This window comes from Pseudomonas sp. NFPP24 (assembly GCF_900112095.1).
Lineage (GTDB): Bacteria > Pseudomonadota > Gammaproteobacteria > Pseudomonadales > Pseudomonadaceae > Aquipseudomonas > Aquipseudomonas extremorientalis.
Genome location: NZ_FOKD01000013.1, coordinates 192911 through 206417, shown reverse-complemented (window position 1 = coordinate 206417; position 13507 = coordinate 192911). Strand labels below are relative to the sequence as shown.

Here is a 13507-nt window from a genome sequence, read left to right as displayed (position 1 = left end):
ACCATCGACACCGGGCAGCCGTTGGTGGCGGTCTTGTCCGAAGATGCCGCCGCATCCCCATTCGGGTTGCGAGCAGAAACCGGCACGTCATCCACATGCTCTTTCTGCTTCAGCACCGCGTTCTGCCGCGCCTTCCAGCGTATCTGCATCGTGCCTTGCTTGAGCCCGCCGACTACCCCGCGAACCGCCACCGCCTTGTAGCGATCCACCGCCTGCATGAATTTGGTCAGAATCGCCAACAGGCCCTTAACAAAACCCACCGCCGCCTCAAGAATCGCCGCTCCATACTTGACCAACCGCAAGCTCAGATACGCCACACCCGCCGCCGGCAAGGCGATGGTCAACACGGCGCCAATCACCAGGTCAATCAGCAGCGACACCACTAACCCTGCCGCTACCTCGGCCATTTCACTGGGCGGTAATGCGTCCAGCCAGAGCATCGCCGTGCGTACCATCAGGTACAGCGCCGCCTCGTCACTGGCCAGCAACATGGCCTGCTCCATGACCTTTGGCGTATCGGTGGCGATTTGTGCCAACTTGGCGGCTTGATCACCTAACTGGTCGGCGAACTGCAGCGGGTCTTCAAGAATCGCCTGTACCAGCTTGATGCTGTCCCACACGTCGTGAATTGCCGCCCAACTGCCCGCCAACAGACCGCTGCCAATCGCACTGGCGGTCGAGCGCTCCCAGTGCGGTTTAAAGCCAGACCACTGCTCCCGAAGCCACTGCTGCAGATCCCCCATCAACCCGTCGTAGGAGGCAAACAACGCGTCGACTTGCTCGCTGGAAAGACCGCCCTGCACCCGCACCTGATAGCGCCCACCCGCCGCGCAGTGGTGTGAGCCCTTGCCCTGTTCATCCAGCATGATTACGCTGGAACTGCCGTCATCCAGGCCGATGACCTCAACCGGGATATTGCCGATCGGCACGTCATATACCGACTCGAACTTGCTCTCGATCTTCAGTTCACCGCCCATCGGGCAGCGGGTCACGGTCGAAAGGTCAGTGTCGGAAAGACTCACCGAACGCTGCGAATCGCCAACCCGCAATACCCGGTCCATCCCCAGCAACGACGGCATGTCAGCCGCATGGCTCACTGAATCCAGCGCGCGCGAATACCAGGCGTTCATCTGCTGGCGATAAATCACCAGGCTCTGATGAAAGCCATCCAGCTCAAATTCGATCAGGGCAATGTGGGCAGCGTGGGTCATCCGTGACGTCTCGGCAAAGGGCAAGGCGTCGGAGCATGCCGCAGCAAAATGCGGCTGGATGAACGGTTGGAAAATTCAGAAAGAGCCCACTACGCAGGGGGAAAAACCGCGAAAAGTCAGCTCGAAGTGCTACACCGAAAAGCGATAAACCTGATTGCAAAATTGCCCGCCAAATAAAAATCGCTCGCATCCTTGCCCGATTTCCCGACATGGCCGTCATGGTTAATAGAACCTCCCTTACGCAGGATTTCCCATGTCGCGCCTTGCTCGTCCCTTGCACCCACTGGCTCTGTCAGTGGCGATGGCTTTTGCCGCCGTGCCGTTGCTGACCGTTCAGTCTTCCTATGCCGAAGAGAGCAGCAGCGCGCTGCGCCGTTTCTCGATTCCTGCAGGTGACTTGAGCCAGGCACTCAATAGCCTGGCCGAGCAGGCGGGTCTGGTGCTGGCCTTCGATGCGGGCCTGACCCGGGGCAAGCGCAGCAAGGGTTTGAGCGGGCAATACGACACCGACGTGGCACTGAGCCAATTGCTCGCCGGCAGCGGCCTGCAAGCCTTGAAGATTTCCGCCGACCGCTACCGCCTCGAAGCCATCCCGGATAACGGTGGCGCCATGGAACTCCAGGCCACCACCATCAGCGGCGCGTACCAGGCCGAAAGCCCGACCGGGCCGGTGGCCGGCTATGTGGCCACGCGCAGCTTGTCGGGTACCAAGACCGACACCGCGCTGATCGAAACCCCGCAGTCGATTTCCATCGTCACCAAAGACCAGATGCGTGCGCAGAACGCCGAGAGCCTCAACCAGATCCTGCGCTACAGCGCCGCCGTCATCCCGGAAACCCGTGGCGCCACCGCATCGCGTCTCGATCAACTGACCATCCGCGGTTTCTCCCCGGCCACCTACCTCGATGGCCTGCGCATGCCCTCGAGCCGTGACGCCTTGCCGCAGAAAGATGCCTTCGACCTGGAACGCGTGGAAGTGCTGCGCGGCCCTGCGTCGGTGCTGTACGGGCAGGGCACGCCGAGCGGGGTAATCAACATGGTCAGCAAGCGCCCGCTGGACACGCCGTTTCATGAAGTGGGCGTGGAATACGGCACCTTCAACAAGAAGCGCACCACCTTCGACTTGAGTGGCCCCCTGGATGATCAGGGCGTGTATTCCTACCGTGTGGCCGGGCTTTTCGACGATGCCGATGGGCAGGTGGAGCACACCGAGACGCGCCGTCAGTCATTGTCCAGCGCCTTTACCTGGCGTCCGGACGACGCCACTTCTCTGACCTTGCTCGGGCATTTCCAGAAGGACCCCAAGGGGGCTTCCTACGGCTCGGTGCCGGCCTGGGGTTCGGTGCTGCACAGCCCGACTGGACGCAGCATCGATGTGGATTTCTACGATGGCGAGAAGAACTTCGAGAAAAGCGACCGCGAGTACTACTCGATCGGCTGGGCGTTCGAGCATCACTTCGATGACGTGTGGACTGTGCGCCAGAATGCGCGTTACCTGCGCAGCGAAGGCCAGTACCGCAGCCTGTACAACAACTACCTGATGGCGGATTACCGCACCATTCGCCGTTCGACCATCGCCAGCGATGTCGACCTGGATGCCTACACCCTCGACAACCAGCTGCAGGCCAAGTTCGACACCGGCCCGTTGCAGCACACCTTGTTGATGGGGCTCGACTACCAGAACACCAGCACCGACACCAAGTCCGGCTCCGGCGTGTACACCGCAGGTCCGACCCTGGATATTTTCAACCCGGTCTACGGCGCAGCCGTCCCGGTGCCGGCCTACACCACTGATGGCACCTCGCGCAGCGAACAGACCGGCGTGTATCTGCAAGAGCAGATGAAGTGGGACAAATGGGTGCTCTTGCTGGGCGGTCGCTATGACTGGGCCAGCACCGACAGCAGCACCAAGACCCTGCGCACCGGCGCCAAATCCGAGTCGTCCCTGGACAGCAAGGCGTTTACCGGTCGTATCGGCCTGGTCTATCTCTTCGATAATGGCCTGGCGCCGTATGCCAGTTATGCGGAGTCGTTCAACCCGCAATCGGGTACCGGTTACGGCGGTTCGGTGTTCAAGCCGACGGAAGGCAAGCAGTATGAAATCGGCATCAAATACCAGCCGCCGGGCAGCAACAGCTTCATCACTGCGGCCATCTTCGACCTGCGCCAGACCAACGTGCTGACCACCGACCCGGACCCCACCCACCTGTGCGGCACCGGGCGCTGCCAGAGCCAGGACGGCGAAGTGCAATCCCGTGGCTTCGAGCTGGAAGGCAAGGCCAGCCTCAACGACAACCTCGACATCACGGCGGCCTACGCGTACCTGGACAACCGCATCAGCAAATCCAACAACACCGTGCGGTACGCGCCCATCAGCGATATCGGCGTAGGTCCGGCCATCCCCGCCGAAGGCACCACCACCTACGGCGTGCCGCGCCACACCGCCTCGGCGTGGGCCGACTACACCTTCCATGACGGTCAACTCAAAGGCTTCGGCGCCGGCGCAGGAGCGCGTTATGTCGGGTCTTCGTGGGGCGATACCGCCAACACCCTCAAGGTGCCGGGCTACACCTTGTTCGATGCCGCCGTGCACTACGACATCCCCAACATCACCAGCCTCAAGGACAACCTGCGCCTGGCGCTCAATGCCACTAACCTGGCGAATAAAGAGTATGTCGCGTCCTGCTACTCCTATTCGTGGTGCTGGTATGGCTCGCAGCGTACCGTGCAGGCGAGCGCAACCTATCAGTGGTGATAAGGCAATTTAATGGCCCCTTTGTAACTAAATCCTCGCCAGAATCGCTTTTATTTTCAGGTGGTTAGGTGGGGATGCAAATGCGCACTGTTGGAATCATGCTGATCGCCTGCTCCCTGGCCGGCGGCGCGGCAGCCGTGCAGGCTCGGGAGCTGCGCGAGGGTGACAAGTACATGTGCAGTTGGGGCGCCGGCACCGCGGCCAGGGCCCAGGAGTTGAAACTGTCGGGGGTGTCGCTGTACGCGGCGCGGCAGAAGATCCAGAGCATGAAGTTCAACAAATCCTGGATGCGCATGATGGCCATGGGCATCACCGAACAGACCTACGACAGCCGTTCGCGGCTCAAGCCCGAGGCGATTCGCCAGGGTTTCTATCAGGATTGCGTGCGCTACAAGGTCGCACGCAAATGATCGAGCAAGCACCGCCCCGTGCAAAATCTGCGTAAGCCTGTCCAACTTTCCCTCGGCGCCCCTGGCCATACTGGCGCCAGGCAAATCCAGAGGCACAGGCCATGACTGACTACGTATTCATCCCCGCACCAACCCCATCCCTCGCAGTACAGGGCAGCGATGCGCGCTTCCCGCTGCGCCGTGTGTTCTGCGTGGGCCGCAACTACAGTGAGCATGCGCGTGAGATGGGTCACGACCCGGACCGCGAGCCGCCCTTTTTCTTTATGAAACCGGCGGATGCCGTGGTGCCCGCCGAAGGTGTGATCGCCTACCCACCGCTGACCGCCGACCTGCACCACGAAGTGGAACTGGTGGTGGCCATCGGCAAGGACGGCGTGGATATCAGTCCGGAACAGGCGGTTTCCCACATCTGGGGGTATGGCGTCGGCGTCGATCTGACCCGCCGCGACCTGCAAGCCCATGCGAAAAAACTCTCGCGGCCGTGGGAGTGGGCCAAGGCGTTTGATGCGTCTGCGCCGAGTACCGCATTGCGCCCGGTGAGCGCGGTAGGGCATCCGTCCAGCGGAAAAATCTGGCTTGATGTCAATGGCGAACAGCGCCAGGTGGGCGACCTGGCCGACCAGATCTGGTCGGTCAGCGAAGTGATCAGCCATGCCTCAAAGTCTGTCGCGCTGAAGGCGGGCGACCTGATCTTCACCGGCACCCCCGCAGGTGTCGGTGCCTTGCAGCCGGGCGATGTGGTCACGGCGGGCATCGAGGGCATCGGCGAGTTGCAGTTCACCCTCGGCCAGGCTTGAGGCTAAAGTGGTGACCCGGCCACCCGAGAGACCGTTATGCCAGGCACCCGCGTTACCACCTACGGCATGCAGCAGCGCAGCGACCGCCCCGACTTCTACATCCGCGACAAGCGCGGGCGGGCGGCGCTGACCAGCCCGCATCGGCATGAATACTTCCAGATCCAGGTCAACCTCGGCGGCGACACTGTGCAGCACATTGGCGGCGCTGTGCGGCCGTTCCCGCGCAAGGCCCTTGCCTTTATCCTGCCCCATCGCCTGCATGTGATCCCCCACCCCGAAGACGGCGAGTTCATGCTGATCAACTTCAGCCAGGGGTTTCTCCTGCCGCAACTGACCTGCGACCCCCTCGACCTGGAAGACATTCCCATCGGCCAGGCGCCGGAGCTTTCGCCGTTTCGCTTCCAGGAACACCTGGACTTCATCCTCGATGATGCGGCGTTTGAGCAGGTGCAAAGCTGGCTCGCTCACATGCGCGAACTGGATGCCCGCCGTTCCTTTGGCGCCCGCGAGCGTCTCAAGGGCTACCTGTTTCAACTGATCGGCCTGGTCTGCGGACAGTATGCCGAGCCGTTGCAGGCGTACGCCGCCAACAACGCCACCCGGCGCGGGCGCAAGGATGCGTTGGCGCGGGTGCAACGCTACATCCGCGAGCATCTGCACGAGCCGACCCTCAACCTTACTGACGCGGCGGCGGCGGCGTTCCTGTCACCCAACTACCTCACGCACCTGTTGCGCAAGGAGACTGGCAAGCCGTTTTCGCAACTGGTGCTCGACCGCCGCCTGCAGTTGGCGCGCACCTTGTTGCTCAACAGTGCGCAGATGATCGGTCCCATTGCGCACCGCTGCGGGTTTACCGATGAAGCGTACTTCTCCCGCTGCTTCCGCAAGGCCCATGGCCTGGCCCCAGGGCAATTCCGTCGCCAGCAACATGGCCAGGCCTTGTAGGGCGGCGGTTTTACAAATCCACGACAATCGCTGTGTTTCAATTTACATACAATTGGGTCCTTCATTGGGAGGCCAGTATGCAAACGCTTATCCGCGCGGCGACGCAGGACGATGTCGACACGCTCTTCACCCTTCGCACCTCGGTGGTGCAAAACCATCTGAGTATGAGAAGAGCAGGGCGCAGTGAGCCATGAGTCCATCCGAGCCGCCGTCCAACAACTTTCGCTACTTCGTGATCGGAGTGCTTTGCGCGGCGGTGTTGCTGGGGGTCTATTTTGTGCAGCTCAATGCCCAGGTCGACCGCGAGCGGGATGCGACCAATGAGCGCTTGGCGCTGTGCCGACAGGTGGAAAGTGTGGCGCGCTCGGTGTTGCCCAATAGCCTCGATACACAAGATGCCTGCGAACAGTTGAGCGAGCGTATATCGGAAAGTGTGAAGTCGCCTTAACTCAATAACCCTTTCTTATCAGTGGAAATAGCACCAGAAGTTGCACCAAAAAGTGGCACTTATAGGGTTGGCTACCTTAAAAAATGTGTGGTTATTGAATGACTTACAGCGCTTTTAATCCGACGAAAGGATTAAAATAATCTTGTTACAGCTTTTTACAATCGTTACTATAGCCGGGCGTTCACCTCCCACGGTTTATGCATTTTTAAATCCCAAGTTTCCATCAGCTACTTGGGATTTTTTTTGCCCGGGATTTGACCTTCGCGTCAAACTTCACTGTCGCCGAACTCCGCGCGCATCCGTCCATTGCGTTTGGCCTGGTACAGCAACTTGTCGACCTCTTCGACGAACCCCAGCATCGGCGTATCAGGTTTGACGATACGTGTACCCACGCCCAGGCTCAGGCTCAGCAGGCTCGATACCGCCGAATGACCATGCTCGATCTGCTGCTGGCGGATCAGGTGCAGACAGCGTTGCGCCACCTGCCTGGCCGATTGCGCATCGGTTTCCGGCAGCAACCACACGAACTCTTCGCCGCCGATGCGCGCAATGAAATCCCGTGGCCGATTGGCCGCCTGGGACAAGGTGTGTGCCACCTGGCGCAGGCACTCATCGCCCTTGATATGGCCGTAGTGGTCGTTGTACTGCTTGAAAAAATCGATATCCAGAATGATCAACGACAGTGGCAACTGGCTGCGCTGGGCGCTGGCCCACTCCCGTTCCAGCACGGTGTCGAACATGCGGCGGTTGGCGATACCGGTCAGGCCATCCTGGTATGAATATTCCTCGAGTTGTTTCTGCAAGCGCACCAGGTGCTCTTCGGTCTTCTTGCGCTCGCTGATATCGAACATGAAACCGATCAGCGCCTCGACCTCGCCGTCCTTGCGCACCACGTGCACCACATCGCGGATCCACACGTAGTCGCCATTCACCGTCAGCGCGCGGTAATCCGCTTCGTGATCGACCCCGGCGCGGGACTGCGATACGCAGAAATCCACCACATATTCACGGTCGTCCGGGTGCATGCGCTCGACCCAGTCGTCCACGCTGACCCAGCTTTGCGGGGTCCAGCCGAGCAACTCCTCGATCTGCGGGCCGATATAGCTGAAGGTCATGCTCTGCCAATCAATACGCCAGGGGATGGCCTTGGTCGACTCCAGCAAGGTCTTGTACACATCGCTGTCGGGCTGGCTCGGAGGGTCGATGCTCATGGGGCGGCTGCTCTGGATGATGGCGAAAAGCCAAGAGCGTCTTTCGATCGGGGCGCCGAGTCAAGCCTTCGGCGGCGCAGCAGACGAGAGGTCGCCGGACGGGGCGACCCTCTGTTGACCGGGGTATCCGGTGTACTGCGCTGGGTCAGGCATCGACGGTGTGGCTCGGGGCATCGAGCGCGCCGTAGTAGCGCCAGCAGCAATGGCGATGTTCCGGCAGGATCACGCAGCCACTGAGGCTGACGATCAGCAGTGCGGCAACCAGCATGTAAAGTCGGCGATACATGGTGTTTCCTCTTGGGTTGATCAGCGTCAATCCTTCAACGCGGCCACCGGCATAAATCCGTCGCAAAGCTTTCAAACATTTCATCAAGCCCTGCCACCCCCTGCGCAATACTGCGCAAAAAATCTGCGACGGATTTTCCGGCCCCCGCCGTTCAACCCATCAGCACCCGCACTTTCGCGTGTTGCATGAAGGAGTTGCCATGAGACCCCTGGCCAAATTGCGCTATGCCTTGCTTGCTCCGCTGGTCCTTGCCGCGCTTGTCAGCACCCCTGTGTTTGCCCAGACCGAAATCATCATCCGCCAGGCACCGCCACCGGAACGCGTTGAAGTGATCCCCGTGGAGCGCCCGGGTTACGCCTGGGACCGCGGCCACTGGCGCTGGGAAGGGCACGGCTATGGGTGGGTGCCTGGGCACTGGCAGCCGGTGATGCGCAATGCGCGTTGGGAACCGGGCCATTGGGAGGCTCACGGCCCCAATTGGTACTGGCGTGAAGGGCATTGGATCCGCTGACCGAGAATTGCCCGATTGAAAGACACTGATCCGGACGTTGAACTGCTGGCGCGCATCGGTAACAACGAACCAGCGGCCGTCAACGAAATGGTGACGCGCAAACTGCCGCGTCTGCTGGCGCTCGCCGGCCGGATCCTGGGGGATGCCGACGAAGCCAGGGACGTGGCCCAGGAAAGCTTCCTGCGCATCTGGCGCCACGCCGCCAGTTGGCGCAGTGGCGAGGCGCGCTTCGACACCTGGCTGCACCGGGTGGCGCTCAACCTGTGCCACGACCGTCTGCGCCGGCGCAAGGAGCGCCCGTTGGAGGACGAGGAAGCGTTGGCGCTGACAGACAGCGCACTGACGCCGGATGAACAGCTGGAAGCCGCCGATCGCAGCGCCCGGATGGCTGCCGCCCTGGCGGCGCTGCCCGAGCGTCAGCGCGAAGCGATTGTGTTGCAGTACTACCAGGAGCTGTCGAACATCGACGCCGCGGCCCTGATGAACATCAGCGTCGAGGCACTGGAGAGCCTGCTGTCGCGGGCCCGACGCCAGTTGCGCAGCCAACTTGCCGACACACCCGGGCTTGCCCGCCCAGGAAGGGGAAAACCATGACACCCGAACGTTTTGCTTACCTGGCCGACGCCTATGGCGCCGACCTGCACCGCTGGCCCCGCGCTGAACAGCCCGCAGCCCAGGCTTTGCTGGACAGCGGCAATGTGCTTGCGCATGAGGCCCAGCAACAGGCGCGCTGGCTCGACGGTCAACTGGACAGCCATCAACTGGCCTACGTCGATCCTTCGCTGGCGCGGCAGATTCAGCTGTCGGCCCCGCGCGGCCATTCGTTCTGGTCGCGCTATGCCCGCTGGTTGTCGCCGGCCGGCCTGGTAGGCGTGGGTGTTGCGGGCATTGTCACCGGGATGCTGGTGGCATCCCTGAGCGTGCCGCTGCCGATGCTGTCGTCCGAGGTGTTGCCCAGCGTCTTCGATCAAGGCGATGCGCAAGTCATCTTTACCGTCAATGCCGAGGACACCGAGCAATGAGCCTGAAGTCCCTCAAACCCTGGCTGCTGGCCTCGGCCTTGCTCAACGTGTTCCTGATCGGCGGCGTCGGCGGTGGCCTCTACCACTGGATGGCCAGTGCAAAGCCCGCGGAGGCGGTGGTCAATCAGCACGGCTTGCGCCAGGCGATGATCAAGCTGCCGCCGGAGCGCCGCCGGGAATTGCGCCAACTGCTGCGGCACAACCGGGCCGACAGCCAGCCGCTGATCATGGCCGGGCGTGAAGCGCGCATGGGCGTGATCAAGCAATTGGAAGCGCCGACCCTGGATCGGGATGTGCTGGTGGCGGAACTGGCCAAGGCCCGTGAAGCCGATATGGCGCTGCGTGCGTTGGTGGACACGACGTTGGCGCAGTTCGCCAGCACCCTGCCTCGGGAGGAGCGGCAGAAGTTAGTGGAGGCGTTGTATCTGCGGGGGCAGGCGGCAGGCCGCAAGCCTCAGTCCTGAACGTGGCGCTTGTAGGTCTGCGCCCGGAGCGCTGAACTACAGGCGACGCAGGAAGGATTTGACGATGTGGCGGGTGGCATCGGTGGTGTCCAACTCGTCCATGGCGCCATAGGGGTGCCACTGGCAATCGACTATTTCATTGCAAGGTTTCGCATCGGCGACGTTCACCACCGACGCTTCGAACACGTGGTGCACGGTGTCGCGGGCCTTGAGTTCCTGCAAATACAGCAAGCCGTCCACGTTCAATCCGGTTTCTTCTTCCAGCTCGCGTTCGGCCGCGCCGACCGGGCGCTCGTTGCGTTCGACCTTGCCTCCCGGCAATGCCCATTTGGATCTGGCCTTGCGCACGAAGAGGATATGCCCCTCGTGTTCGCAAATGACCGTTGCACGTATTTTCATCGTCTGTGCCCCGCAGCGGGATGAGTGTCATAAAAGTGTAATGCAATTGTCATGCTAAGTGCTTATGGCGCTGACGTGTGGGGATGTGGATACTGCCCGATTGATCAAAACGCACGAGGAGGGCAGATGAGCACCGTACGCTGGGGCATGATCGGCTGTGGCAGTGTCACTGAATTGAAGAGTGGACCGGCTTTCTACAAAGCGCCAGGTTCTGCGCTGGTGGCCGTGATGGGGCGCCGCGAAGCGGCGGTGCGTGATTATGCGGCACGCCATGGCATTGCGCGTTTCTACACCGACGCCCAGGCGCTGATCAACGACCCCGAGGTGGACGCGGTGTACATCGCCACGCCGCCGGACAGCCATCTCGAATATAGCCTGATGGTCGCGGCGGCCGGCAAGCATTGCTGCGTCGAGAAGCCCATGTCGCTCAACGCCGAGCAGAGCGCGTTGATGCAGCGCACCTTCGAGCGTGCCGGGCTGCATCTGTTTGTGTCCTATTACCGCCGTTCACTGCCGCGTTTCCAGCAAGTGCGCGACTGGTTGCGAGATGGGCGCATCGGCGAACTGCGCCACCTGACCTGGACCTTGTGCAAGCCACCGGGTGCCGACGACGCCAGCCCCGCCAACTGGCGCACCGACCCGACCATCGCTGGCGGTGGTTACTTCGCCGACCTGGCCAGCCATGGTTTCGACCTGTTCCAGTACCTGGCCGGGGATATCGTTGAGGTCACAGGGTTTACCGCGCGACAAGCCGGGAGGTATGCGGCCGAGGATGCAGTGACGGCGTGCTGGACGTTCAGTTCGGGGGCACTGGGCATGGGCTGCTGGAATTTTGTCGCGGACCGTCGCGAGGACCGGGTGGAACTGATCGGCAGCCGTGGGCGCATCCGATTCTCGGTCTTCGAAGACCAGCCGCTGCACCTTGAGGGTGAATCGTGCGAAGTGCTGGAAGTGCCGTGCCATGCGCATATCCAGTGGCACCACGTGTTGGCGATGAACGCACATATCCGTGGCGAAGCCGAGCACCCATCGCTGGGCATCGAAGCGTTGAAGACCGATCGGATCCTGGACAAGGTGCTACAACGTAACCCCCATCGTCCTGAGTAGGCGCGTTAGGGTGGTCTTTTTTCCAAGGAACAGACAAATGAAATACTGGATGGCGATGTGGCTGGTGCTGGCCACCAGTGCGATGGCGGCTCCGCGCAGCCAAGGCACACCGGGGGAGTTTGATTTTTATGTGCTGTCGTTGTCGTGGTCGCCGACTTTTTGCCTGACCCACCCGGACAATGAACAGTGCTCCGGTAAAGGCTACGGTTTTGTATTGCATGGCCTGTGGCCGCAATATGCGCGTGGCGGCTGGCCGGCATCCTGTGCGCCGCAGTCGCCGTTGAGTCGTGAAGAAATCGAGAAGGGCGCAACACTGTTTCCGACCCGTGCATTGCTCAAGCATGAATGGTCCAAGCATGGCACCTGCAGTGGCCTGGAACCGTCGGCCTACCTGGAAAAAACCGACCAGGCGCTGGGGGTGGTGAGCATTCCGCAGCAACTGCAGCCGTTCAATACGCCGCCGGCGTTGCAGGCCAGTGAGATCGAGGCGTTGTTCCGTGAAAGCAACCCGCGCATGGGCAATCATGGGCTGGCAGTCATCTGCAAAGGCAAAGTGCTGTCCGAGGTGCGGGTATGCCTGACCAAGGACCTGGCCTTTGCTGGTTGCCCGCGCAGTGTGAAAACCCAGTGCCGCGATGGCGACGTGCGGATTCCCGCGCAGCGGTGATAAGCCGCTGGCGGGCATCGGGTTGATCAGTTGTTGAGGTAGACCGGGCTGTCAGTGGACAACGAGGCCTTCACGGCCAGGGTCATGTCGGTGATCAGCACTTCCTCGCGGTCTTCGCTCAGGGCCTTGAGGGTGATGGCGACCACGTCCTGGGGCGTGCTCTTCGGCGCCTGCACGTCGGCCACCATATCGGTGTCGATGTAGGCGGGGTGCACGCCGATCACCAGGGTCTTCTGTTCGCGCAGTTCGCCGCGCAGTCCATTGGTCAGGCCCCACTGGGCGGACTTGGAGGCGCTGTAGCCGCCAGTGCCGGGCGGGCTGAGCCAGCTCAATACCGACAGCACATTGATCAGCGCGCCGCCGCCTTGCCTGGCCAGGATCGGCGCAAAGGCACGGCTGACGCGCAGGGTGCCGAAGGTGTTCACGTCAAAGTGCTGTTGCAGGTTTTCGACGCTGTCTTCAGCCAGCAGCGCGCCGTATTTCAGGAGCCCCGCGTTGTTGATCACCACGTCTACATCGGTGCACTGCTCTGCGGCGCGCTGCACGCTGGCCTGGTCGGTGATGTCCAGGGCAATCGGCGTGCTGCCGGGGATGTTCACGCTGCCTGGATCGCGTGCGCCGGCGTAGACCTTGGCCGCGCCGGCTTCCAGCAAGGCAATGACGAATGCTTTACCCAGGCCGCGATTGGCGCCGGTGACCAGTACCACTTTTCCACGAATATCCATGATGCGCTCCAGACAGTTAGTTAGGTTTAATAATGAAACCGTTTTTATCCTGAGCCTGTTGGTCCTATAATGCAACCTCATTTTGCAAGTGCCCGGAGGCCCGACGATGAAACGCAAATGCCTGGAAGGCGATGGCTGCCCGGTGGCCCGCGCCCTGGACGTGGTGGGCGACTGGTGGACGTTGTTGATCATCCGCGACGCCTTTGCCGGAGTAACGCGTTTCGGTGATTTTCAAAAACACCTGGGCGTGGCGAAAAACATCCTCGCCACACGGCTCAAGGACATGGTCGAGCAAGGCCTGTTGCAGACCAGCGAAGTCGGCGCACGCAGCGAATACCAACTCACCGACAAGGGCCGTGCGCTGATGCCGGTGCTGGTGACGCTGGCGCAGTGGGGCCAGGCCTATACCGAGCCGGAGGAGGTCGGCGCGCAAGTCTTGGATGCGCGCTCGCTCAAGCCACTGCGCAAGGTCGAGATCCTCGCCGAGGATGGCCGGGTGTTGGGCATCGGCGACATCGTCACCCAGATGCCCGGAGCTTGAGGCGGTGC

General features: G+C 61.6%; 16 protein-coding genes and 1 pseudogene. 12 read left to right on the top strand and 5 right to left on the bottom strand.

Going from position 1 to position 13507, the window contains the following annotated elements; all coding sequences use genetic code 11:
* Positions 1–1211: pseudogene (locus BM026_RS24730) on the bottom strand (type IV secretion protein Rhs); the annotation flags it as partial.
* A 253-nt stretch (positions 1212–1464) separates the two neighbouring features.
* On the opposite strand from BM026_RS24730, the gene BM026_RS24725 reads away from it, so the two are divergent.
* From BM026_RS24725 to BM026_RS24700, 5 genes are all read left to right on the top strand, one after another.
* The gene (locus BM026_RS24725; protein ID WP_093530431.1) at positions 1465–3966 is read left to right on the top strand and encodes a TonB-dependent siderophore receptor; all 2502 of its coding nucleotides are present in this window, start codon (positions 1465–1467) and stop codon (positions 3964–3966) included.
* An 80-nt stretch (positions 3967–4046) separates the two neighbouring features.
* Complete coding sequence (locus tag BM026_RS24720; RefSeq protein WP_043206222.1) at positions 4047–4376, top strand: hypothetical protein; 330 nt, start codon at positions 4047–4049, stop codon at positions 4374–4376.
* 101 nt (positions 4377–4477) lie between these two features.
* Positions 4478–5173, top strand: coding sequence for a fumarylacetoacetate hydrolase family protein (locus BM026_RS24715; RefSeq protein ID WP_092248803.1), 696 nt, complete (start codon positions 4478–4480; stop codon positions 5171–5173).
* A 36-nt stretch (positions 5174–5209) separates the two neighbouring features.
* Positions 5210–6118 carry a helix-turn-helix transcriptional regulator gene (locus BM026_RS24710; RefSeq protein ID WP_092248806.1) on the top strand — a complete coding sequence of 303 codons (909 nt, stop codon included), beginning with the start codon at positions 5210–5212 and terminating at the stop codon, positions 6116–6118.
* Positions 6119–6308: 190 nt separating this feature from the next.
* Positions 6309–6566 carry a hypothetical protein gene (locus BM026_RS24700; RefSeq protein ID WP_093514539.1) on the top strand — a complete coding sequence of 86 codons (258 nt, stop codon included), beginning with the start codon at positions 6309–6311 and terminating at the stop codon, positions 6564–6566.
* A gap of 266 nt (positions 6567–6832) precedes the next feature.
* Here BM026_RS24700 and BM026_RS24695 read toward each other — a convergent pair whose 3' ends face one another.
* Both BM026_RS24695 and BM026_RS29250 read right to left on the bottom strand, forming a co-directional pair.
* Positions 6833–7777, bottom strand: coding sequence for a GGDEF domain-containing protein (locus BM026_RS24695; protein ID WP_093514538.1), 945 nt, complete (start codon positions 7775–7777; stop codon positions 6833–6835).
* Positions 7778–7922: 145 nt separating this feature from the next.
* Positions 7923–8063 (bottom strand): hypothetical protein, encoded by a 141-nt coding sequence (locus BM026_RS29250; protein WP_170856113.1) that lies wholly within the window; start codon positions 8061–8063, stop codon positions 7923–7925.
* Between the two features lie 199 nt (positions 8064–8262).
* On the opposite strand from BM026_RS29250, the gene BM026_RS24690 reads away from it, so the two are divergent.
* From BM026_RS24690 to BM026_RS24675, 4 genes are read left to right on the top strand one after another with little or no spacing between them, the layout of a single operon-like run.
* Entirely contained in the window at positions 8263–8574 is a 312-nt protein-coding gene (locus tag BM026_RS24690; protein WP_092248816.1) for a YXWGXW repeat-containing protein, read from the top strand.
* A 15-nt stretch (positions 8575–8589) separates the two neighbouring features.
* Positions 8590–9168: an RNA polymerase sigma factor gene (locus BM026_RS24685; protein ID WP_071490701.1), complete on the top strand. Its 579-nt coding sequence runs from the start codon at positions 8590–8592 to the stop codon at positions 9166–9168.
* The gene (locus BM026_RS24680; RefSeq protein ID WP_092248819.1) at positions 9165–9596 is read left to right on the top strand and encodes a hypothetical protein; all 432 of its coding nucleotides are present in this window, start codon (positions 9165–9167) and stop codon (positions 9594–9596) included. The genes BM026_RS24685 and BM026_RS24680 overlap by 4 nt, the downstream gene beginning before the upstream one ends.
* Positions 9593–10060 (top strand): periplasmic heavy metal sensor, encoded by a 468-nt coding sequence (locus BM026_RS24675; RefSeq protein WP_092248823.1) that lies wholly within the window; start codon positions 9593–9595, stop codon positions 10058–10060. The genes BM026_RS24680 and BM026_RS24675 overlap by 4 nt, the downstream gene beginning before the upstream one ends.
* A 36-nt stretch (positions 10061–10096) precedes the next feature.
* Here BM026_RS24675 and BM026_RS24670 read toward each other — a convergent pair whose 3' ends face one another.
* Entirely contained in the window at positions 10097–10459 is a 363-nt protein-coding gene (locus BM026_RS24670) for an NUDIX hydrolase (RefSeq protein ID WP_092248826.1), read from the bottom strand.
* A 126-nt stretch (positions 10460–10585) separates the two neighbouring features.
* Between BM026_RS24670 and BM026_RS24665 the strand changes: the two genes are divergently transcribed.
* Together BM026_RS24665 and BM026_RS24660 are read left to right on the top strand one after the other, a co-directional pair.
* Positions 10586–11566: a Gfo/Idh/MocA family protein gene (locus BM026_RS24665; RefSeq protein ID WP_093514537.1), complete on the top strand. Its 981-nt coding sequence runs from the start codon at positions 10586–10588 to the stop codon at positions 11564–11566.
* Positions 11567–11603: 37 nt separating this feature from the next.
* Positions 11604–12233, top strand: a complete 630-nt coding sequence (locus BM026_RS24660) for a ribonuclease T2 family protein (RefSeq protein ID WP_092248831.1) — start codon at positions 11604–11606, stop codon at positions 12231–12233.
* A 26-nt stretch (positions 12234–12259) separates the two neighbouring features.
* Here the strand turns inward: BM026_RS24660 and BM026_RS24655 are convergent, their stop codons facing one another.
* Positions 12260–12958 (bottom strand): SDR family oxidoreductase, encoded by a 699-nt coding sequence (locus BM026_RS24655; protein WP_093530429.1) that lies wholly within the window; start codon positions 12956–12958, stop codon positions 12260–12262.
* A 106-nt stretch (positions 12959–13064) separates the two neighbouring features.
* Between BM026_RS24655 and BM026_RS24650 the strand changes: the two genes are divergently transcribed.
* Positions 13065–13499, top strand: a complete 435-nt coding sequence (locus BM026_RS24650) for a winged helix-turn-helix transcriptional regulator (protein WP_092248837.1) — start codon at positions 13065–13067, stop codon at positions 13497–13499.
* Positions 13500–13507: the final 8 nt, after the last annotated feature.